Consider the following 19705-nt stretch of genomic DNA (forward strand, 5'->3'; position numbering starts at 1 on the left):
AAGACAAAAACAGCGCGCGGTGCGCGTTCTGTTACCTTAATGATAATTTAACATACTCTGAACATACGGCGCTTTATGATTGTATTCTCCTCGCTACAAATCCGACGCGGCATTCGCGTCCTGCTGGACAACGCCACGGCGACGGTTAATCCCGGTCAGAAGGTCGGCCTGGTGGGCAAAAACGGCTGCGGCAAATCCACGCTGCTGTCGCTGCTGAAGGGCGAGATCGCGGCGGACGGCGGCAGTTTCACCTTCCCCGGCAACTGGGCGCTGGCTTGGGTCAACCAGGAGACGCCGGCGCTGGACGTGCCGGCGATCGAGTATGTTATCGACGGCGACCGCGAGTTTCGCCAGCTTGAAGCCGAACTGCAGGCGGCCAACGACCGCAACGACGGCCACGCCATCGCCACCCTGCACGGCAAGCTGGACGCCATCGACGCCTGGACCATCCGTTCCCGCGCCGCCAGTCTGCTGCACGGCCTCGGCTTCTCCAACGAACAGCTGCAAAGCCCGGTACGCGACTTCTCTGGCGGCTGGCGCATGCGCCTTAACCTGGCACAGGCGCTGGTGTGCCGTTCGGACCTGCTGCTGCTCGACGAACCGACCAACCACCTGGATCTCGACGCGGTGATCTGGCTGGAGCGCTGGCTGAAAAGCTATCCCGGCACGCTGGTGCTGATCTCGCACGACCGCGACTTCCTCGATCCGATCGTCGACAAGATCCTGCATATCGAACAGCAGACGATGAACGAGTACACCGGCAACTATTCTTCGTTCGAACGCCAGCGCGCCACCAAACTGGCGCAGCAGCAGTCGCTGTATCAGCACCAGCAAGAGAAAGTGGCGCACCTGCAAAGCTATATCGACCGTTTCCGCGCGCAGGCCACCAAGGCCAAGCAGGCGCAGAGCCGTATCAAGATGCTGGAGCGCATGGAGCTGATCGCCCCGGCGCACGTCGACAATCCGTTCACCTTCAGCTTCCGTCCGCCGGAAAGCCTGCCGAACCCGCTGCTGCGCATGGAAAAGGTCAGCGCCGGCTATGGCGAGAAAGTGATCCTGAAGTCAATCAAGCTGAACCTGGTGCCCGGATCGCGCATCGGCCTGCTCGGCCGCAACGGCGCCGGCAAATCGACGCTGATCAAACTGCTGGCCGGCACCCTGGAACCGCTGAGCGGCGAGATCGGCCTGGCGAAAGGCATCAAGCTGGGCTACTTCGCCCAGCACCAGCTGGAATTCCTGCGCGCCGACGAATCGCCGCTGCAACATCTGAGCCGCATCGCCCCAAGGGTGCTGGAGCAGCAGCTGCGCGACTATCTGGGCGGTTTCGGCTTCCAGGGCGACAAGGTCAGCGAAATGACCGAGCGGTTCTCTGGCGGCGAGAAGGCGCGGCTGGTGCTGGCGCTGATCGTCTGGCAGCGCCCGAACCTGCTGCTGCTCGATGAACCGACCAACCACCTGGATCTCGACATGCGCCAGGCGCTGACCGAGGCGCTGATCGATTTCGAAGGCGCGTTGGTGGTGGTATCGCACGACCGTCATCTACTGCGCTCCACCACCGACGATCTGTATCTGGTGCACGACGGCCAGGTCGAGCCTTTCGAGGGCGACCTCGACGACTACCAGCAGTGGCTGATCGATCTGCAGCGTCAGGAAAGCCAGCAGGACGCACCGGAAAAAGAGAGCGGTGGCAACAGCGCACAGGCGCGCAAGGATCAAAAACGCCGCGAGGCGGAATTCCGCACCCAGACCCAACCGCTGCGCAAGCAGATCGCCAAACTGGAACAGCAGATGGAAAAACTGGGCGCCGAACTGGCGGCGGTGGAAGAGCAGTTGGCGGACTCCGCACTGTACGACATCAGCCGCAAGGCCGAGCTGACCGACTGCCTGCAAAAGCAAAGCCAGGCCAAATCCGCGCTGGAAGAGACGGAAATGACCTGGCTGGATGCGCAGGAACAGCTGGAGCAGCTAACGCAGGCGTTCGACGCCTAAGCCTCAGGCCTTGTAAAAAGGTTTATCCCCCAGAATGGTCGCGCGGTGCATGATGCGCCGCTGCGGCAGATAATCCGCGTTGGCGTAGTGTTGCGTCACGCGGTTATCCCAGATCGCCACGTCATTCTCCTGCCAGCGCCAGCGCACCTGAAACTCCGGTTTGGTGATGTGAGCAAACAGGAAATTCAGTAAAGTGTCACTCTCCTTCGGCGCCAGATCGACGATCCGCGTAGTGAATCCTTCATTGACGAACAGCGCCTGCCGGCCGCTGACCGGGTGGGTGCGCACCACCGGATGCAGCAGCGGCGGGTTTTTCTGCACCGCCTGTTGCCAGCGCTGATGTTCCTCGTCACTGCCGCGATGCTTGTGCTCCGGGAACGACTTGGTGAAGTCATGCTCCGCGCGCAGCCCCGCCAACAGCGTTCTGAACGGCGTCGACAGCGCCTCGTAGGCGGCGATGCCGCTGGCCCACAGCGTATCGCCACCGGTGGAAGGCAAGGTCTTGGCCGCCAGGATCGCCCCCAGCGGCGGGTTCTCGATAAAGGTCACGTCGGTGTGCCAGTTATCGTTGTCCGGCGGGTTGTCGTCGTGGGTATCGAGCACGATGATCTCTTCCACGTCGGTGGCGTGCGGATAGACCGGATGAATATGCAGATCGCCGAAGCGGCCGGCCAGATCGCGCTGCTGCAGCGGCGTGATCGGCTGATTGCGGAAGAACAGCACCTGATGCTTCAGCAGCGCATGATAGAGCTGTTCAAACTGGCCGTCACCCAGCGGCCGGGCTAATTCGACGTTTTCCACCAGCGCCCCGATGTAAGGCCCCAGCGGGGTGATATTCAGACGTTCGTTCATTGCTGTACTCCATGCCACGGGGTCAATCGACGCTGCAGGGCGCGCAGCCCCAGCTCCAGACCAAAAGCAATCACCGCAATCACGCCGATGCCGGCCAACACTACGTCGGTCGCCAGAAACTCACCGGCGGATTGCACCATAAATCCCAGGCCGCGCGTGGCGGCGATCAGTTCGGCGGCCACCAGCGTCGACCAGCCGACGCCCAGCCCGATGCGAATGCCGGTCAGGATCTCCGGCAGCGCGCTCGGCAACACCACGAAACGCAGCACCTGCCAGCGCGTAGCGCCCAACGCGCGGGCGGCGCGCACCCGCACCTGCGCCACGCTGCGCACACCGGCCACGGCGGAGAGCGTCACCGGTGCGAAGATAGCCAGATAAATCAGCAAGATCTTCGAGGTTTCGCCGATGCCGAACCAAATCACCATCAGCGGCAGATAGGCCAGCGGCGGCACCGGACGATAGATCTCAATCAGCGGATCGAGGATGCCGCGCACCGTGTCGTTCAGCCCCATGGCGATGCCCACCGGAATGCCGACGATCACCGCCGCCAACAGCGCCACCAAAATGCGTCCCAGGCTGGCCGCCAGATGCTGCCACAGCGTGGCGTCCATAAAGCCCTGCGGGCTGGCGATGGTGATCAGCTGGTGCAGCACCTGCTGCGGCGCCGGCAAAAACAGCGGGCTGATCAGCTGCAGCGCCGTCACGCCCCACCAGACGATCAATACCGTCAATAGCGTGGCGCCGCTCAGCCAAACGTTGCGCGGTACGCTGAAACGGCGTACCGGCTTGTCCTGCGGCTGCGCCGCGGCCTTCAGAGTGGAATGCAGGCTCATAGCAAGGCCTCGCGCTGTTGGAAAACTTTGCCCAGCACGTATTCGCGCTGCGCGATAAATTCAGGATCGGACTTAATCGCGCGGCAGGCTTCGCCGTCGGCATAGCGTTGGCCGAAGTTCAGCGACAGCCGCTCCACCACCTGCCCCGGCCCCGGCGACAACAGCAGCAGCTCGCTGGCGAGGAACACCGCCTCTTCGATATCGTGGGTGATCAGCAGCACCTGCTTGCCGGTGTCGCGCCAGATGGTCAACAACAGCTCCTGCATCTGCTCGCGGGTGAACGCGTCCAGCGCGCCGAACGGCTCGTCCAGCAACAGCAGGCGCGGATCGGCGGCCAGGGCGCGGGCGATGCCGACGCGTTGACGCATGCCGCCGGAAAGCTGCCAGATAAAATGCCGTTCGTAACCGGCCAGCCCCACGCGCTGCAGCATCTGCTCTGCTACCTGGCGACGCTGCGCCTTGCCGACGCCGGCCAACTGCAGGCCGAATTCGACGTTGTCCACCACGTTGCGCCACGGCAGTAAGCCCTCATGCTGGAACACCACGCCCCGCTCGGCGCTCGGGCCGTGAACGGGCGTTCCATCCAGCGTGATGCTGCCAGCTGAAGGCTCGATAAACCCGGCGATCAAATTCAGCAGCGTGGTCTTGCCGCAGCCCGACGGGCCGAGCACCACCACCAGTTGCCCGGCGGCGATCTGGAACGACACGTCGCGCAGCGCCGGCCGCCCCTGATACTCTGCTGAAAGATGATTGACGTTTAGCATCCTGCTTCCTTACGACTGCGGCGCAGCCTGCACCTGTTTCACAAAACGGTCGGTCACATACGCGCTGTAGTCGCTGTCGACCTGCGGGATCTTGCCCTGCTGCTTGAGGAATTCGGCGGTATCGCGGATCGCCTTATCCACCGGCTGGCCGAGCTGGGCAACCTGATCCGCCACCGGCAGATAACGGTTCCCCTTCACCAACTCCGGCACCTGCGCTTGCGGCACGCCGCTCAGGCGCGCCAGCGTGCTGAGATGGTTCGGATCTTTCAGCCACTGTTCCGGCGCCGCCAGGTAGGCCTGTTGCGCCTGCAGCGCGCTGGCGGCAAAGGCGGTCACCACGTCGGGATGTTTCTCGGCGAAGTCCTTGCGCACCACCCACACGTCCAGCGTCGGCGAGCCCCATTCGCCTACCTGCGCGGAGTCGGTCAGCACCTTGCCCTGCTTGGCCAGTTCATTGACCACCGGCGCCCAGACGTACGCGCCGTCGATGTCGCCGCGCTGCCAAGCGGCGGCGATGGCGGGCGGCTGCAGATTGAGGATCTTCACTTGCTCAGGCTTGATGCCCCAATGTTTGAGCGAAGCCAGCAGGCTGTAATGGGTGGTGGAGATAAACGGCACCGCGATGCGCTTGCCGATCAGATCCTGCGGGCTTTTGATGTCATTCTTCACCACCAGCGCTTCGGAGCTGCCGAGCTGCGAGGCGATGAGGAACACTTCGATGGGGAGTTTTTGGCTGGCGGCCACCGCCAGTGGACTGGAGCCGATATTGCCGATCTGCACGTCGCCGGAGGCCAGCGCGCGCAGCACGCTGGAGCCGCTGTCGAACTTACGCCAGTCGACGGTCGCGCCGGATTGTTTGGCGAAGCTGTTTTCCGCCTGCGCCACCTTGGCCGGTTCCGCCGACGTCTGATACGCCACGGTCACGTCCACCGCGTAGGCGCTGGCCGCGCTGAGCGACAACGCCAACAGCGCCGCGTTGCGTAAGGAAAAGAGTTTGCCCGCCATGTTCCGCTCCGTTGATAAAAATCTGTTCAGTTGCTGACAGTTTTATCTGAGCGATGACGGGCGATAAAAGAATAAAAAAGTCTTCTTTATTACCTTAAGTAATATTAGGGTAAATTACAGCGCGATCGTCCCGCGCAAGAACACGTGAGCATAGCCCCCAAGCAGCGTGCGGTCCCCTTGCAGTTCACAGAACAGCTCACCGCCGCGCGCCGAGATCTGCCGGGCATGCAAGCGATGGCGGCCGAGACGCGCCGTCCAGTAAGGCATCAGCGTGCAGTGTGCGGAGCCGGTGACCGGATCCTCGCCGCCGTCGAGGGTGAAATAGCGCGACACAAAGTCCACCGCGTCACCCGGCGCGGTGACGATCACCGCCCGCCCGGCCAGTGCGATCAGCGCGGGAATGTCCGGCCGCAGCGCGCGCACCTGCGCCTCGTTTTCCACCACCACCAGCAGCGCTTTCGCCTGCCACACTTCTTGCGGTTGCACGCCCAACAGCGCCGAAAGGCCCGCCGGCTCGGCGACTTTCTGCGGCGGCCGGGCGGGGAAATCAAGCACCAGCCGCTCCCGGTCCTGCGCATCGCGCTTGACGAACAGCTCGCCGCCGGCCGAACGGAAACGAATATCCTGCAGCGCCGGGTTAACCGCGCTGAACATGACATGCGCCGCCGCCAGCGTGCCGTGGCCGCAAAGATCGACCTCGCGTTCCGGGGTAAACCAGCGAATGGCGGTCATGTCGCCATCATCCCAGACAAAGCTGGTTTCCGGCAGACCGATCTCGTTGGCGATCGCCTGCAGCCGCTCCGTCGGCAGCGGTTGCGTCAGCAGACAGACCCCGGCCGGGTTGCCGCGCAGCCCTTCGCCGGTAAAGGCGACCACGTGATAATAGTTTTCCGCCATCGTTCGCTCCTTAATGCCAGATCAGTAACACACAGGCTGCAGTCAACAACCCCATGGAAACGTTGAAGATAACCCAGGCTTTTTTGCTGTGCAGCAGGCGGCCGATCACGGTGCCGAACGCCAGCCAGATAATGCCGGCGACGATGTTCACCGCCAAAATGCCCAGCGCAATCGCCGCAATGGAACCGTTATACCTGTCGCCCGCCAGGCTGAAACTCGCCACTGCGCCCAACGCCATCAGCCAGGCTTTCGGGTTGAGGAACTGCAGCAGCCAGCCCTGATAAAGCCGCACCGGCTGCGGCGGCGCCACCTCGGTTTCCAGCTTTTCATAGGCGGCGGTGGCCACTTTCCACGCCAGCCACAGCAGGTACAGGCTGCCGAGGATTTTCAGGATCAGGTGCAGCGACGGATAGACCAGGATCAGGCTGCCGACGCCGAAGGCCACCAACAGCAAAATGCTTTGCATGCCGAGCATGATGCCGATCATCAGCCCCAGCGATCGCATAAAGCCAAAGTTCGCGCCGGAGGTGGTCAGCAGCAGGTTATTGGGGCCGGGCGTGATGGCGGCCACCCACAGGAAGCCCAGCATCGACAGGAATAAACTCGGTTCCATGGCACGGGTGCTCCTCACCCAAGGCGCTTTTTTGCAGTATCATTGTTAGTTATTGGTATTGAAGCTAACAGTGCGTCTGGGATCTCACAATAGTCGCCAACAACATTTTTACTCAACCTATGCATGACGTCTTTCGCCCCCTGACCGGGGCCAGTAACCCGCACCTGCAAACGCTGTTGCCGCGGCTGGTGCGCCGCCGCGTGTTATTGAAACCGCATTGGCAACGGCTGGAATTGCCCGACGGCGATTTCGTCGATCTCGCCTGGAGCGAGGATCCGGCGCAGGCGCGCGACAAACCGCGCGCAGTGCTGTTTCATGGCCTGGAAGGCAGCTTCTACAGCCCCTACGCGCACGGCCTGCTCAACGCCTGGCGCGAGCGCGGCTGGCTCGGCGTGGTGATGCACTTTCGCGGCTGCAGCGGCGTGCCCAACCGCAAGCAGCGCATCTACCACTCCGGTGAAACCGAAGACGCGCGCTTCTTCCTGCGCTGGCTGCGCGACAGCTACGGCGAGGTGCCGACCGCGGCAGTAGGCGTTTCGCTCGGCGGCAACATGCTGGCCTGCTATCTGGCGCAGCAAGGCGCCGACAGCCTGCTGCAGGCGGCGGTGGTGGTCTCGGCGCCGCTGATGCTGGAGCCCTGCGCCTATCGCATGGAGCAAGGCTTCTCTCGCGTTTATCAGCGCTACCTGCTGGGACAGTTGAAACAAAACGCCACCCGTAAGTTGTTGCACTACCCGGACACCCTGCCGCTCAAGCTGTCACAGCTTAACGGCCTGCGGCGCATCCGCGAATTCGACGACGCCATCACCTCGCGCATTCACGGCTTCAGCGACGCTATCGACTATTATCGCCGCTGCAGCGCCCTGCCGCTGTTGCCGGCTGTCCAGACGCCGCTGCTGATCATCCATGCGAAGGACGATCCCTTCATGACCCATGAGGTGATCCCCGACGTCGCCGGCCTGCCGCGCAATATCGAATACCAGTTGACCGAGTACGGCGGCCACGTCGGCTTCGTCGGCGGCACGCTGAAAAAACCGCACATGTGGCTGGAGCATCGCATTCCGGCCTGGCTTTCCCCTTATCTGGACATCCCGACGTGATCATTCCCTGGCAAGAGCTGACAACCGATACCCTGAACAGCCTGATCGAATCCTTTGTACTGCGCGAAGGCACCGATTATGGCGAGCACGAGCGCTCGCTGGAGCAGAAGGTGGAGGACGTGCGCCGCCAGCTGAAAAACGGCGACGTGGTGCTGGTGTGGTCGGAACTGCACGAGAGCGTCAACATCATGCCACGCGGCCAGTTCCGCGCCGGGCAAGAAGAAATTTAGTGGCGCTCGGTTCTATGACTGACGGAAAAAATCAGGTAACAATGGGGCATTGCAAACCAGCGCGCACCATTTTTTCCTGACATAGAGAGCGTCAACAAGAGCCACAATAATCCCCTGACGCCGGCGCATTCAACACGGAGTGACAACCACCATGTCTGCCAAACATCCCGTTATCGCGGTGACCGGTTCCAGCGGCGCCGGCACCACCACCACCAGCGTGGCGTTCCGCAAAATCTTCCAGCAGCTCAACATTCGCGCCGCCGAGCTGGAGGGCGACAGTTTCCACCGCTACACCCGGCCGGAGATGGACGCGGCGATCCGCAAGGCGCGCGATCTGGGCAGACACATCAGCTATTTCGGCCCCGAGGCCAACGACTTCGGCCTGCTGCAACAAAGCTTTATCGACTACGGCAAGAACGGCACCGGCCGTTCGCGCAAGTACCTGCACACCTACGACGAAGCGGTGCCGTACAATCAGGTGCCGGGCACCTTCACCCCGTGGGAGCCGCTGCCGGCGCCGACCGACGTGCTGTTCTACGAGGGGCTGCACGGCGGCGTGGTCACCGAGCACCATGACGTGGCCAAACATGTCGATCTGCTGGTCGGCGTGGTGCCGATCGTCAACCTGGAATGGATCCAGAAGCTGATCCGCGATACCGGCGAGCGCGGCCACTCCCGCGAAGCGGTAATGGATTCGGTGGTGCGTTCGATGGAAGACTACATCAACTACATCACGCCGCAGTTCTCGCGCACCCACATCAACTTCCAGCGCGTGCCGACGGTGGACACCTCCAACCCGTTCGCTGCCAAGGCCATTCCGTCACTGGATGAAAGCTTCGTGGTGATCCACTTCCGCGGGCTGGATCAGATAGACTTCCCCTATTTGCTGGCGATGCTGCAAGGATCGTTTATTTCGCACATCAATACGCTGGTGGTGCCGGGCGGCAAGATGGGGTTGGCGATGGAGCTGATCATGGCGCCGTTGGTGCAGCGGCTGCTGGAAGGCAAGAAGATCGAATAAGCGCATTGAGCGCGGCGGCTGGCCGCGCTCCGTCTCGATTACGCCGGCTGGCGGATCTCGAAGCTGTGGGTCACCGTGGCGGCTTTGTTGAGCATCAGCGCCACCGAGCAGTATTTCTCCGCCGACAGGTTCACCGCTCGCTCTACGATCTTGTCGGTCAGATCCTGACCGGTGACGATGAAGTGCAGGTTGATATGGGTGAACAGCCGCGGGGCTTCTTCGCGGCGCTCGGAGGTCAGCTTCACCTCGCAATCGCGCACGTCATTGCGCCCTTTTTGCAGGATGGACACCACGTCGATCGCGCTGCAGCCGCCTACCGACATCAGCACCATCTCCATCGGGCTGGGCGCTTTATCGCCGGCGTTGCCGTCCATCAGTACCTGATGGCCGGAGGCCGATTCACCCAAAAACGTTAACCCTTCCACCCATTTAACTCTTGCCTGCATTCTGGTCACTCCGGTTGATTTCTTAAAATCAGAGTACGCTTTCGCATAGAAACAGGCAACGTAACCTGATGCTAATCATGCTGAAGCGAGACAACACGAGACACCCGCCTTACTCTGTGCTACAAACAGAGCCGCAATAAATCTTTCCGGGACACTGCATTTCAGGGAAACGCCCAGAGAAAGGCTCCTTTACCGGTATGTTAACAGAATGTAGCTTGCAGCGCTTACGGCAAGTTAATATGCTAGAGCGACAGCGTATTTTTATGACACGCCTCAAAACTTGCCGGTAGCCCTCGCTCATAACAGCGGCTACAGGCGGGTTTTACAGGGAACTCTGACCCCTGTGACACAAGGCAGCGATAACAACAGAGGATAACAGCGAATGGTTCTCGGCAAACCGCAAACAGACCCTACTCTCGAATGGTTCCTGTCTCATTGCCATATCCACAAATATCCATCGAAGAGTACGCTGATTCACCAAGGTGAAAAGGCCGAAACGCTTTACTACATCGTGAAAGGCTCCGTCGCGGTGCTGATCAAGGATGAAGAAGGTAAAGAGATGATCTTGTCCTACCTCAACCAGGGGGATTTCATCGGCGAGCTCGGATTGTTCGAAGAGGGCCAGGAGCGCAGCGCCTGGGTTCGCGCGAAAACCGCCTGTGAAGTGGCCGAAATTTCCTACAAGAAATTCCGCCAGCTGATCCAGGTGAACCCGGACATCCTGATGCGTCTGTCCGCCCAAATGGCGAGCCGCCTGCAGGTCACTTCCGAAAAAGTGGGCAACCTCGCCTTCCTGGACGTTACCGGCCGCATCGCGCAAACCTTGCTGAATCTGGCGAAGCAACCCGACGCAATGACTCACCCGGACGGCATGCAGATCAAAATCACCCGTCAGGAAATCGGCCAGATCGTCGGCTGCTCGCGCGAAACCGTTGGCCGTATTCTGAAAATGCTGGAAGACCAAAATCTGATTTCCGCCCACGGCAAAACCATTGTCGTCTACGGCACCCGTTAATCCCTGAAAAAACGGCGCAATCTGCGCCGTTTTTTATCTGCTCGCTGCCATGTGGCGTCGTCTGATCTACCACCCGGAAGTCAATTACGCACTGCGACAAACGCTGGTGTTGTGCTTGCCGGTGCTGTTCGGCCTGCTGATCGGCCAGCTGCAGCTCGGCCTGATGTTCTCTCTGGTGCCCGCCTGCTGCAATATCGCCGGTCTGGACACGCCGCATAAGCGCTTCTTTAAACGGCTGATCGTCGGCGGTGCGCTGTTCGCCCTCAGCAGCCTGCTGCTGCAACAGGCCCTGCTGTGGCATCTGCCGCTGCCGGCGCTGATGCTGGGTCTGGCGCTGTTGCTCGGCGTCACCGGCGAAATCAGCCCGCTGCACGCCCGGCTGTTGCCGGCGGCGCTGGTAGCCGCCATCTTCGCTCTCAGCATGGCCGGCACGGTGCCAATCTGGCAGGCGCCGCTGTTGTACGTCATCGGCACCGCCTGGTACGGCTTATTCACCTGGTTCTGGTTCAAACTGTGGAAAGAGCAGCCGATGCGCGAGACGTTGAGCCAGCTTTATCTGGAACTGGCGGACTACTTCGAAGCCAAGTATTCGCTGCTGACCCAGCACACCGACCCGCAAACCGCGCTGCCGCCGTTGCTGGTGCGCCAGCAAAAGGTGATGGATCTGATCAGCCTACTGTACCAACAGCTTAATTTCCTGCCACACGCCAACAACCTCGATCAAAAGCGCCTGCAGCGCGCCTTTCAGGTGGCGATGGACCTGCAGGAGCACATCACCGTCAGCCTGCATCTGCCGGAAGAAGTGCAGAAGCTGATGGAGCAGAGCCAGGCCGAAGCGATCATTCGCCGCAACGCCCAGGTGATCGCCGGCCGGCTGCGCGTGGTGGCGCACGATATTCTCTACCATCAACATTCGAAGCGCTTTTCCATGACGCACGAGCTGGCAGCGCTGGAAAAAATGGCGGCGCAGCATCCCGACAACCCGGTCGGCCAGTTTTGCTACTACCATTTCAGCCGCATCGCCCGCCTGCTGCGCACCCAGCACCCGCTGTACCGCCGCGATTTGATGCCCAGCCAGCACCGCCTGCCGTTTTGGCCGGCGTTGGCCAGCTACCTGTCGTTCAAATCCACCGCCCTGCGCAATGCCGCGCGGCTGGGGGTAACGCTGGCGGTCGGCAGCAGCCTGGGGGCGGTATTCAACCTGCCGAAGCCTTACTGGATCCTGCTCACCATCATGCTGGTGAGTCAAAACGGCTATAACGCCACCCGGGTGCGCATTCAGCACCGTGCGCTGGGCACGATCGCCGGCCTGTTGCTGGCGGCGGGTCTGCTGCAGCTGCAGTTACCGGAAGGGGAAACGCTGAGCATCATGCTGGTGATCACCCTGCTGGCCTACCTGGTTTCGCGCAAGAACTACGGGCTGTCGGTGATCGGCTTTACGGTCACGGCGGTTTACACCCTGCAGCTGCTGGCGCTGAACGGCTCGCATTTTCTGGTGCCGCGCCTGATCGATACGCTGATCGGCTGCGTGCTGGCGTTCGGCGGCACCATTTGGCTGTGGCCGCAGTGGCAAAGCGGGCTGCTGCGCAAAAATGCCCATCAGGCGCTGGAGAACGATCAGGCCGCGCTGCGGCTGATGCTGAAGCAACCCGAGCCGGACGCCGCCTCGCTGGCCTACGCCCGCATGCAGGTCAACCAGGCACACAATGCGCTGTTCACCGCGCTCAATCAGGCGATGCAGGAACCGGGATTCGCCTCGAACTATCTGGCTGACATGCGGCTGTGGGTCACTCATAGCCAGTTCATCGTCGAGCACCTGAACGCCATGACCATTCTGGCGCGCGAGCACTACATGCTGACGCCGAAGCTGGCGGAAGAGTATCTGCAAACCTGTGAAATCGCGCTGCAAAGCTGCCAGCAGCGGCTGGAATACGATGGCCCGAGCAGCGACAACAGCGGCATCATGCAGCCGCCGGACCTGCATCCGGACATGCCCGTCACCGAGATGGAGCGCCATCTGCGGCGCATCCTGTCGCACCTGAGCGTGATGCATACCATTTCGTCGCTGGCCTGGCGCCAGCGCCCGCACCACGGCATCTGGCTCAAACGCAAACTGCGCGATCAATAAGGGCGCGGCATGCCGCGCCCCGTTATTCGCCGCACGGGCTTCAGGCGTTGATCACGTCCTGCACCGCCAGCTCGAACAGCGCCATGCCGGCTTCGATATCCTGCAGCTCCACCACCAGCGACGGCGCAAAACGAATCACGTTCGGCCCGGCGTTGAGGATCATCAGCCCACGCGCAGCGGCGGCGGTGAGGAAGTCACGCGCTCTGCCGTGATAATGCGGCGTCAGCTCAGCGCCGATCAGCAACCCCATACCGCGAATGGCGGTGAAAATACCGTATTTATCGCCGATATTCTGCAAAGCTTGCACATACAGCGCATGGCGCTGCTCAATGCCGCTCAACACCTCCGGCGTATTGATCACATCCAGCGCCGCCTCCGCCACCGCGCAGGCCAGCGGGTTGCCGCCGTAGGTAGTGCCGTGAGTGCCCACCTGCATCACCGACGCGATCTCTTCGGTGGTCAGCATGGCGCTGACCGGGAAACCGCCGCCCAGCGCCTTGGCGGTGGTGAGAATGTCCGGCGTCACGCCATAATGCATGTAGGCGAACAGCTTGCCGCTGCGCCCCATGCCGCTCTGCACTTCGTCGAACACCAGCAGCGCCTGATGTTGGTCGCACAGCTCGCGCACGCCTTTGAGGAAGCCGGCGTCGACCGGCGTAATGCCGCCCTCACCCTGAATCGGCTCCATCACCACCGCGCAGGTATGGTCGTCCATCACCGCTTTCACCGCCGCCAGATCGTTAAACGGCACGTGCACAATGTCGGCCGGCTTCGGCCCGAACCCGTCGGAGTATTTAGCCTGCCCGCCCACCGAAACGGTGAACAGCGTGCGGCCGTGAAACGCGTTATAGAAGGCGATGATTTTGGTTTTGTATGGGCTGTGGCGAGTGATGGCGTAATGGCGCGCCAGCTTGAACGCCGCCTCGTTGGCCTCCGCGCCAGAGTTGGCGAAGAACACCCGATCGGCAAAGGTGGCGTCGATCAGTTTACTCGCCAGACGCAGCGCCGGTTCATTGGTGAAGACGTTGCTGGTATGCCACAGGGTTTCTCCCTGACGTTTGAGCGCGTCGACCAGCGCCGGGTGGCAATGTCCCAGCGCCGTTACCGCGATGCCGCCGGAAAAATCGATGTACTCTTTTCCCTGCTGATCCCAGACCCGGCTGCCTTTGCCGCGCACCGGCACGAACTGGGCAGGTGCATAAACAGGCAGGATAACCTGGTCAAAGGTGCTGCGGCTCACTGCGAATTTGTCAGTCATTTTCGGCTCCACCCCGAAGGTTTTTCGGCGCTATTTCGATGTCACATTGAAAACATAATCACGAAATATGCATAAAAAACCAATCAAGCGCAAACGCAAAACGCCTGACGGGCGAAAAAACGCGAAAGTATTAACGCTTGAGGAAATTATCCAGCAGCTGGTGGCCCTGCTCGCTGAGCACGCTTTCCGGATGGAACTGCACGCCTTCCAACGCCAAAGTGCGGTGGCGAATGCCCATGATCTCATCACGCACGCCGTCGCGCTCGCTCCAGGCGGTCACTTCAAAACAGTCCGGCAGCGTCTCGGCTTTCAGCACCAGCGAGTGGTAACGGGTCACGGTCAACGGATCGCTCAGGCCGCGAAACACGCCGACGCCCAGGTGACGAATGGCCGAGGTTTTGCCGTGCATCACCGCACGGGCGCGCACCACCTCGGCGCCGAACGCCTGCCCCAGCGCCTGATGCCCCAGGCACACGCCGAGGATCGGCAGTTTGCCGGCGAAATGTCGAATGGCGGCCAGCGAGATACCCGCTTCGTTCGGGGTACAGGGGCCAGGAGAAATCACCAGATGCTGCGGCGCCAGCCGCTCGATATCGGCCAGCTGCAGCTCATCGTTGCGCTTCACCAGCACCTCGGCGCCCAATTCGCAGAAGTACTGGTAAAGGTTATAGGTAAAGGAGTCGTAGTTATCGATCAGCAGCAGCATGTTAGGTCCGGCAGAGAAAAACGCCGCCATAGTTTACTGATTTAACCCGCCGCTGCCGACGATAATTTCCGCTTACTTTTTACGGCCGCCGGTGATCGACCCCAGCACGCCGCGCAGGATCTGGCGGCCGAGATCGCGCGCCATGCTCTTGGCGGCGGTCTGGACGATGCCGTCGCGCTTGCCGCCGCGCGGGCCGGTGGAACCGAACAGCAGCTCGTTCAGGCCGTCCATCAGGCCGCCGCCCGCCTGCTGTTGTTGCTGTTGCGCCTGCGGTTGCTGCCCCTGCTGCGGGGTGCCGACGGTGGCAAAGCCACCCGACGACAGCTTCTCGTAGGCGGACTCGCGATCGATCATATCCTCATAGCGGCCATACAGCGGCGACTTGTTGATTGCGCTGTTCAGCCCTTCCGCGCCAAGCATGCCCATCTTGGATTCCGGCGCGATCACCATCGCCCGCTCCACCACGTTCGGGCGGCCCTTCTCGTCGAGGAACGACACCAGCGCTTCGCCCACGCCCAGCTCGGTGATCGCCGTTTCGGCATCGAAGGCCGGGTTGGCGCGCAGGGTTTGCGCCGCCGTCTTCACCGCTTTCTGATCGCGCGGGGTAAAGGCGCGCAAAGCATGCTGTACGCGGTTGCCCAATTGGCCCAATACGCTGTCCGGAATGTCCAGCGGGTTCTGGGTGACGAAGTAAATGCCGACGCCTTTGGAGCGGATCAGGCGCACCACCTGTTCGATCTTGGTCAGCAGCGCCGCCGGCGCGTCGTTGAATAGCAGGTGCGCTTCATCGAAGAAGAACACCAGCTTCGGCTGTTCGGGGTCGCCCACTTCCGGCAGGTGCTCAAACAGCTCGGCCAGCAGCCATAGCAGGAACACCGAATACAGCTTCGGCTGATTGATCAGCTTGTCCGCCGCCAGCAGGTTGATCACGCCGTGACCGTTGGCGTCGGTTTTCATCAGATCGTTGATGTCCAGCATCGGCTCGCCGAAGAACTGGTTGGCACCCTGTTCTTCCAGCGTCAGCAATCCACGCTGGATGGCGCCGATCGACGCGGTAGAGATATTGCCGTACTGGGTCTGGAATTGTTTGGCGTTATCGCCGACGAACTGCACCATGGCGCGCAGGTCTTTCATGTCCAGCAGCAGCAGCGCATTGTCATCGGCGATTTTGAACACCAGCTGCAGCACGCCGCTTTGCACCTCGTTCAGATCCAACAGGCGCCCCAGCAGCAACGGCCCGAGATCGGAAATCGTGGCGCGGATCGGGTGGCCTTTTTCACCGTAAATATCCCACGGGATAATGGTGCAAGCCTGCGGTTGCCAGTCGGTAACGCCGATCGCCGCCAGACGCGCCTGCAGTTTCTCGGAAGGCACGCCCTCAGCGCCGATGCCGGACAGATCGCCCTTCACATCCGACAGGAACACCGGCACGCCGATGCGTGAGAACTGTTCGGCCATTTTCTGCAGCGTCACCGTCTTGCCGGTGCCGGTTGCCCCGGTGATCAAGCCGTGGCGGTTGGCCAACGCCGGCAAAATCACCAGATCCTGTTCCGGTTTTCCGTCTTTCATCGCTTTGGCGATAATCCGTGGTTCACTCATTTTCTGTTCCTTTGACGCTGACGCGGCGCGAAACGCGCCTGTGGATGCAATAAAGCTATAAGCGCCGCGTAACCCCGTCAAGGACAAACAAAATGGGCGCCGTCGGGGCCTGATGAATTCAGATTGCGCTTAACGTCAGAGCGTCTTTGCTTGAACAATAAAGCACCAGTGCTATAGTGAGCATTACGCTGTATATACGAGGTAAATACCATGTCTGAATCTACCGTGGTAATCCGCGTGGATGACGAGTTAAAAACCGCTTTCGCCAGCGCGGCAAAGGCCGCCGATCGCACGGCTTCGCAACTGTTGCGCGATTTCATGCGCGAGTTTGTCAGCCGCCAGGCGCAGCAGGAAGAGTACGACCAGTGGTTAAAGGAAAAGGTCGAGGTGAGCCGCAAGGCGTTGCGTGAAGGCAAGTTCGCCGACGATGAAGAGGTGGCCGCTTATTTCGCCGAACGCAGAGCGAAATCAACGCAATAAAACACAAAAGGACTTTTGTGAAACTGACATGGACGGTACCCGCCATCGCCGATCGTCTGGCGATTTATGAATGGTTGGAACTTAAAAATCCGGCCGCCGCCGCAGAAAATGATGCAAAAATCGCTGACGCGGCGGCACGCCTCGTGCATCATCCCACCAGCGGGAAAACGGGTCGGATAGCCGGCACGCGCGAGCTGGTCATCTCCCCGTCCTATCTGCTGGTCTATGAATTGGCGGCTCAACGCGTCATCATATTGGCCATCGTGCATACTCGCCGCCGGTGGCCGCCGGCATAGTCACCCCCGCAGCCCCAGTTGTTCCTTCAGCGCCTTCAAATAGCGCCGGCTGACCGGAACCGGATCGCCGGCCGACATGATCATCTCCGCCGCGCCGCCCTCTTCGAAGCGGATCTCGCGCACCTGCTCCAGATTGACCAGATACTGCCGATGGCAGCGCACCAGCGGGGTGCGGCTTTCCAGCGTGCGCAGCGTCAATTCGGTGAAACACTCCATGCCGTCGCTACGCACCACAAATACCCCGCTCAGTTTGGAACGGATCGCCAGCACCTCGTCGAACCGCAGCAGATAGATGCGGCTGTGGCCGGTACAGGGAATGTATTTCAGGTAACCGGCGCTCTCATCCAGCACCGCCACGTCCTGCGGTGCACTGCGCTGCCGCAGGCGTTGCAGCGTTTTGCTCAACCGCTTCGGCTCCGCCGGCTTCAGCAGATAGTCGAAGGCATGCTCTTCGAACGCCTGCACCGCGTATTCGTCGTAGGCGGTCAGAAACACGATGTGTGGCATGCGATTGGGATCCAGCATGCCGACCATTTCCAGCCCGCTGATGCGCGGCATTTGGATATCGAGAAACACCACGTCCGGCTGCAGCCGGTGGATCTGGCTGATGGCTTCGATGGCGTTGGCGCATTCGCCGATAATCGCAATCTCCGCCTCGGCCTCCAGCAGATGGCGCAGGTTGTCGCGCGCGGAAGGTTCATCGTCAACAATCAGAGCGTTTAACATCAGGCGGCCCTCTCCATGGGAACATTGAGCGTAATGCGGGTGTAGGCGTCCGGCCGGCAATCCACCCGTACGCCATAGCCCTCGCCGTAGCGCACGCGAATGCGCTTATCCACCAGGTTCATCCCCAGCCCGCTGCAGTTCGGTTTCGGCTGGAACAGCCCGGCGTTGTCCGTCACCTGCAGCAGCAGATGCTCACCCTCACAGCAGGCACCGATTTCGATGCGTCCCACGCCCAACAGGTGCGAGGTGCCATGCTTGATGGCGTTCTCGACGATCGGTTGCAGCGAGAACGCCGGCAGCCGCACCGCCAACAGCGCCTCCGGCAGCGATACCGCGATCTCCAGCCGATCGGCGAAGCGCGCTTTCTCGATCTGCAGATAGGCGTTCACATGTTCAATCTCGTCCGCCAGGCTGACTTCGTCATCCGAGCGCTTGAGGTTTTTGCGAAAGAACGTCGAGAGGGACTGCACCAGCTCGCAGGCGCGCTCGCCGTCGCGACGGATCACCGCCACCAGGGTATTCAGCGCATTAAACAGGAAATGCGGGTTGACCTGCGCATGCAGCAGCTTGATCTCCGACTGCGCCAGCAGCTGTTTGTGGCGCTCGTACTGTCCGGCCATGATCTGCGCCGACAGCAGGCTGGCGATGCCTTCGCCCAGCGTCCGGTTGATGGTGCTGAACAGCTGACTTTTCGGTTCATACAGCTTGATGGTACCGATGACCCGCTGGTTTTCGCCGCGCAGCGGGATCACCAGCGTCGATCCCAGTTTGCAGGCCGGATTGATCGAGCAGCAGTAAGAGAGCTGATTACCGTCGGCATAGACCACCTCGTTGTTGTCGATGGCGCGATGCGAATGCACCGAGGCGATCGGCGTGCCCGGCAGGTGGTGATCGTCGCCGATGCCGATGAACGCCAGCAGCTTGTCGCGATCGGTGATCGCCACCGCGCCGATGCCCAGCTCCTGATAAATCACCCGGGCGACCTTCATGCTGTTTTCCTGATCGAACCCCTGCCGCAGAATGCCCTCGGTGCGCTCGGCGATCTTCAACGCCTTGGACGAAAAGGCGCTGGTGTACTTCTCGAACATGGCGCGCCTGTCCAGCAGGATTTGCATAAACATCGCCGCGCCGACGGTATTGGCGATCATCATCGGCAGCGCGATGTGTTCCACCAGCTGCAACGCCTCGTCGTAAGGGCGTGCCACCGCCAGAATGATCGCCATCTGCAGCACCTCCGCCACCAGCGCCACGCCGCCGACGAACAGCGGGTTAAACAGCAGCTCGATGCGCCCGCGGCGCATGGCGATGCTGTGTACGATGCCGCCGACCAGACCTTCCGACACCGTGGAGATCGCACAGGCCACGTCGGTCATGCCGCCGAGCGTATAGCGATGCAGGCCGCCGGTCAGCCCGACCAGAAAGCCCACCGACGGCCCGCCCAGCAGCCCGCCCAGAACCGCGCCTATCGCACGGGTGTTGGCGATCGAATCCTGAATGTGCAGCCCGAAATAGGTGCCCATGATGCAGAACACCGAGAAGATCACATAGCACAGCAGCTTGTGCGGCAGGCGAATGGTCACCTGCATCAGTGGGATAAACAGCGGGGTTTTGCTCAGCAGATAGGCGATAACGAGATAGACGCACATCTGCTGCAACAGCAACAGCACCTGGTTAAATTCATACATGGCAGCAACTCATCCAGAGACAACAAAGGGCGAACGCCGGATTTCCGGTCTGGTTATTGTCT

20 protein-coding genes are annotated in these 19705 nt (G+C 61.2%); 8 read left to right on the forward strand and 12 right to left on the reverse strand.

The genetic code is table 11. The features are described from left to right. The first annotated feature begins 75 nt into the window (after positions 1-75). Complete coding sequence (locus GKN89_RS22855; RefSeq protein WP_019456130.1) at positions 76-1989, forward strand: ABC transporter ATP-binding protein; 1914 nt, start codon at positions 76-78, stop codon at positions 1987-1989. A gap of 3 nt (positions 1990-1992) precedes the next feature. On the opposite strand, the gene tauD is transcribed toward GKN89_RS22855, so the two are convergent. From tauD to GKN89_RS22885, 6 genes are all read right to left on the reverse strand, one after another. Continuing rightward, positions 1993-2841, reverse strand: a complete 849-nt coding sequence (tauD, locus tag GKN89_RS22860) for a taurine dioxygenase (RefSeq protein ID WP_154747831.1) — start codon at positions 2839-2841, stop codon at positions 1993-1995. Next, the gene (gene tauC / locus GKN89_RS22865) at positions 2838-3674 is read right to left on the reverse strand and encodes a taurine ABC transporter permease TauC (RefSeq protein ID WP_019456132.1); all 837 of its coding nucleotides are present in this window, start codon (positions 3672-3674) and stop codon (positions 2838-2840) included. Before tauC ends, tauD begins: the two co-directional genes overlap by 4 nt. After that, on the reverse strand, positions 3671-4438 hold the full coding sequence (tauB, locus tag GKN89_RS22870; RefSeq protein ID WP_019456133.1) for a taurine ABC transporter ATP-binding subunit: 768 nt from the start codon (positions 4436-4438) through the stop codon (positions 3671-3673). The genes tauC and tauB overlap by 4 nt, the downstream gene beginning before the upstream one ends. 9 nt (positions 4439-4447) lie before the next feature. Further along, a complete protein-coding gene (gene tauA / locus GKN89_RS22875; protein ID WP_154747832.1) occupies positions 4448-5443 on the reverse strand; it encodes a taurine ABC transporter substrate-binding protein in 996 nt (331 codons plus the stop codon). Between the two features lie 114 nt (positions 5444-5557). Next, positions 5558-6340 carry a PhzF family phenazine biosynthesis protein gene (locus tag GKN89_RS22880; protein ID WP_019456135.1) on the reverse strand — a complete coding sequence of 261 codons (783 nt, stop codon included), beginning with the start codon at positions 6338-6340 and terminating at the stop codon, positions 5558-5560. Positions 6341-6350: 10 nt separating this feature from the next. Then, on the reverse strand, positions 6351-6953 hold the full coding sequence (locus tag GKN89_RS22885) for a LysE family translocator (RefSeq protein ID WP_063918409.1): 603 nt from the start codon (positions 6951-6953) through the stop codon (positions 6351-6353). A 119-nt stretch (positions 6954-7072) separates the two neighbouring features. Here GKN89_RS22885 and GKN89_RS22890 point away from each other — a divergent pair, with 119 nt between their 5' ends. The 3 genes from GKN89_RS22890 to GKN89_RS22900 all read left to right on the forward strand — a co-directional run bounded on the left by GKN89_RS22890 (position 7073) and on the right by GKN89_RS22900 (position 9304). Next, positions 7073-8053 carry a hydrolase gene (locus GKN89_RS22890; RefSeq protein WP_019456137.1) on the forward strand — a complete coding sequence of 327 codons (981 nt, stop codon included), beginning with the start codon at positions 7073-7075 and terminating at the stop codon, positions 8051-8053. Then, positions 8050-8283 carry a YheU family protein gene (locus GKN89_RS22895; RefSeq protein WP_019456138.1) on the forward strand — a complete coding sequence of 78 codons (234 nt, stop codon included), beginning with the start codon at positions 8050-8052 and terminating at the stop codon, positions 8281-8283. The genes GKN89_RS22890 and GKN89_RS22895 overlap by 4 nt, the downstream gene beginning before the upstream one ends. Positions 8284-8434: 151 nt before the next feature. After that, positions 8435-9304 (forward strand): phosphoribulokinase, encoded by an 870-nt coding sequence (locus tag GKN89_RS22900; protein WP_004930374.1) that lies wholly within the window; start codon positions 8435-8437, stop codon positions 9302-9304. 38 nt (positions 9305-9342) lie between these two features. Here GKN89_RS22900 and GKN89_RS22905 read toward each other — a convergent pair whose 3' ends face one another. Continuing rightward, entirely contained in the window at positions 9343-9750 is a 408-nt protein-coding gene (locus tag GKN89_RS22905; protein WP_004930372.1) for an OsmC family protein, read from the reverse strand. A 382-nt stretch (positions 9751-10132) separates the two neighbouring features. Between GKN89_RS22905 and crp the strand changes: the two genes are divergently transcribed. Continuing rightward, on the forward strand, positions 10133-10765 hold the full coding sequence (gene crp / locus GKN89_RS22910) for a cAMP-activated global transcriptional regulator CRP (protein WP_004090925.1): 633 nt from the start codon (positions 10133-10135) through the stop codon (positions 10763-10765). Between the two features lie 49 nt (positions 10766-10814). Next, on the forward strand, positions 10815-12893 hold the full coding sequence (locus tag GKN89_RS22915) for a YccS/YhfK family putative transporter (protein WP_063918408.1): 2079 nt from the start codon (positions 10815-10817) through the stop codon (positions 12891-12893). 40 nt (positions 12894-12933) lie between these two features. Here GKN89_RS22915 and GKN89_RS22920 read toward each other — a convergent pair whose 3' ends face one another. The 3 genes from GKN89_RS22920 to GKN89_RS22930 all read right to left on the reverse strand — a co-directional run bounded on the left by GKN89_RS22920 (position 12934) and on the right by GKN89_RS22930 (position 16456). Continuing rightward, positions 12934-14151 carry an aspartate aminotransferase family protein gene (locus tag GKN89_RS22920; protein ID WP_074056087.1) on the reverse strand — a complete coding sequence of 406 codons (1218 nt, stop codon included), beginning with the start codon at positions 14149-14151 and terminating at the stop codon, positions 12934-12936. A 130-nt stretch (positions 14152-14281) separates the two neighbouring features. Next, the gene (locus tag GKN89_RS22925; RefSeq protein WP_063918426.1) at positions 14282-14857 is read right to left on the reverse strand and encodes an aminodeoxychorismate synthase component II; all 576 of its coding nucleotides are present in this window, start codon (positions 14855-14857) and stop codon (positions 14282-14284) included. Between the two features lie 72 nt (positions 14858-14929). Further along, a complete protein-coding gene (locus GKN89_RS22930; RefSeq protein WP_019456142.1) occupies positions 14930-16456 on the reverse strand; it encodes a helicase HerA-like domain-containing protein in 1527 nt (508 codons plus the stop codon). 210 nt (positions 16457-16666) lie between these two features. Here GKN89_RS22930 and GKN89_RS22935 point away from each other — a divergent pair, with 210 nt between their 5' ends. Then, positions 16667-16936: a hypothetical protein gene (locus tag GKN89_RS22935; protein WP_004930356.1), complete on the forward strand. Its 270-nt coding sequence runs from the start codon at positions 16667-16669 to the stop codon at positions 16934-16936. A gap of 17 nt (positions 16937-16953) precedes the next feature. Next, the gene (locus GKN89_RS22940) at positions 16954-17232 is read left to right on the forward strand and encodes a type II toxin-antitoxin system RelE/ParE family toxin (RefSeq protein ID WP_015379287.1); all 279 of its coding nucleotides are present in this window, start codon (positions 16954-16956) and stop codon (positions 17230-17232) included. On the opposite strand, the gene btsR is transcribed toward GKN89_RS22940, so the two are convergent. Together btsR and GKN89_RS22950 are read right to left on the reverse strand one after the other, a co-directional pair. After that, a complete protein-coding gene (gene btsR / locus GKN89_RS22945) occupies positions 17233-17958 on the reverse strand; it encodes a two-component system response regulator BtsR (RefSeq protein ID WP_019456143.1) in 726 nt (241 codons plus the stop codon). It abuts the gene before it with no gap. Continuing rightward, positions 17958-19643 (reverse strand): sensor histidine kinase, encoded by a 1686-nt coding sequence (locus tag GKN89_RS22950; protein ID WP_019456144.1) that lies wholly within the window; start codon positions 19641-19643, stop codon positions 17958-17960. Before GKN89_RS22950 ends, btsR begins: the two co-directional genes overlap by 1 nt. Positions 19644-19705 lie beyond the last annotated feature (62 nt).

The sequence above is a fragment of the Serratia sp. YC16 genome (genome assembly GCF_009707615.1).
Lineage (GTDB): Bacteria > Pseudomonadota > Gammaproteobacteria > Enterobacterales > Enterobacteriaceae > Serratia > Serratia surfactantfaciens.

Coding starts and splice junctions, on each gene's coding strand:
- GKN89_RS22900 (WP_004930374.1), top strand. CDS start 8,435: ATGTCTGCCAAACATCCCGTTATCGCGGTGACCGGTTCCAGCGGCGCC.
- tauC (WP_019456132.1), bottom strand. CDS start 3,674: ATGAGCCTGCATTCCACTCTGAAGGCCGCGGCGCAGCCGCAGGACAAG.
- btsR (WP_019456143.1), bottom strand. CDS start 17,958: ATGTTAAACGCTCTGATTGTTGACGATGAACCTTCCGCGCGCGACAAC.
- tauB (WP_019456133.1), bottom strand. CDS start 4,438: ATGCTAAACGTCAATCATCTTTCAGCAGAGTATCAGGGGCGGCCGGCG.
- GKN89_RS22890 (WP_019456137.1), top strand. CDS start 7,073: ATGCATGACGTCTTTCGCCCCCTGACCGGGGCCAGTAACCCGCACCTG.
- GKN89_RS22935 (WP_004930356.1), top strand. CDS start 16,667: ATGTCTGAATCTACCGTGGTAATCCGCGTGGATGACGAGTTAAAAACC.
- GKN89_RS22930 (WP_019456142.1), bottom strand. CDS start 16,456: ATGAGTGAACCACGGATTATCGCCAAAGCGATGAAAGACGGAAAACCG.
- tauA (WP_154747832.1), bottom strand. CDS start 5,443: ATGGCGGGCAAACTCTTTTCCTTACGCAACGCGGCGCTGTTGGCGTTG.
- GKN89_RS22855 (WP_019456130.1), top strand. CDS start 76: ATGATTGTATTCTCCTCGCTACAAATCCGACGCGGCATTCGCGTCCTG.
- GKN89_RS22950 (WP_019456144.1), bottom strand. CDS start 19,643: ATGTATGAATTTAACCAGGTGCTGTTGCTGTTGCAGCAGATGTGCGTC.
- crp (WP_004090925.1), top strand. CDS start 10,133: ATGGTTCTCGGCAAACCGCAAACAGACCCTACTCTCGAATGGTTCCTG.
- GKN89_RS22915 (WP_063918408.1), top strand. CDS start 10,815: ATGTGGCGTCGTCTGATCTACCACCCGGAAGTCAATTACGCACTGCGA.
- GKN89_RS22885 (WP_063918409.1), bottom strand. CDS start 6,953: ATGGAACCGAGTTTATTCCTGTCGATGCTGGGCTTCCTGTGGGTGGCC.
- GKN89_RS22905 (WP_004930372.1), bottom strand. CDS start 9,750: ATGCAGGCAAGAGTTAAATGGGTGGAAGGGTTAACGTTTTTGGGTGAA.
- GKN89_RS22880 (WP_019456135.1), bottom strand. CDS start 6,340: ATGGCGGAAAACTATTATCACGTGGTCGCCTTTACCGGCGAAGGGCTG.
- tauD (WP_154747831.1), bottom strand. CDS start 2,841: ATGAACGAACGTCTGAATATCACCCCGCTGGGGCCTTACATCGGGGCG.
- GKN89_RS22920 (WP_074056087.1), bottom strand. CDS start 14,151: ATGACTGACAAATTCGCAGTGAGCCGCAGCACCTTTGACCAGGTTATC.
- GKN89_RS22925 (WP_063918426.1), bottom strand. CDS start 14,857: ATGCTGCTGCTGATCGATAACTACGACTCCTTTACCTATAACCTTTAC.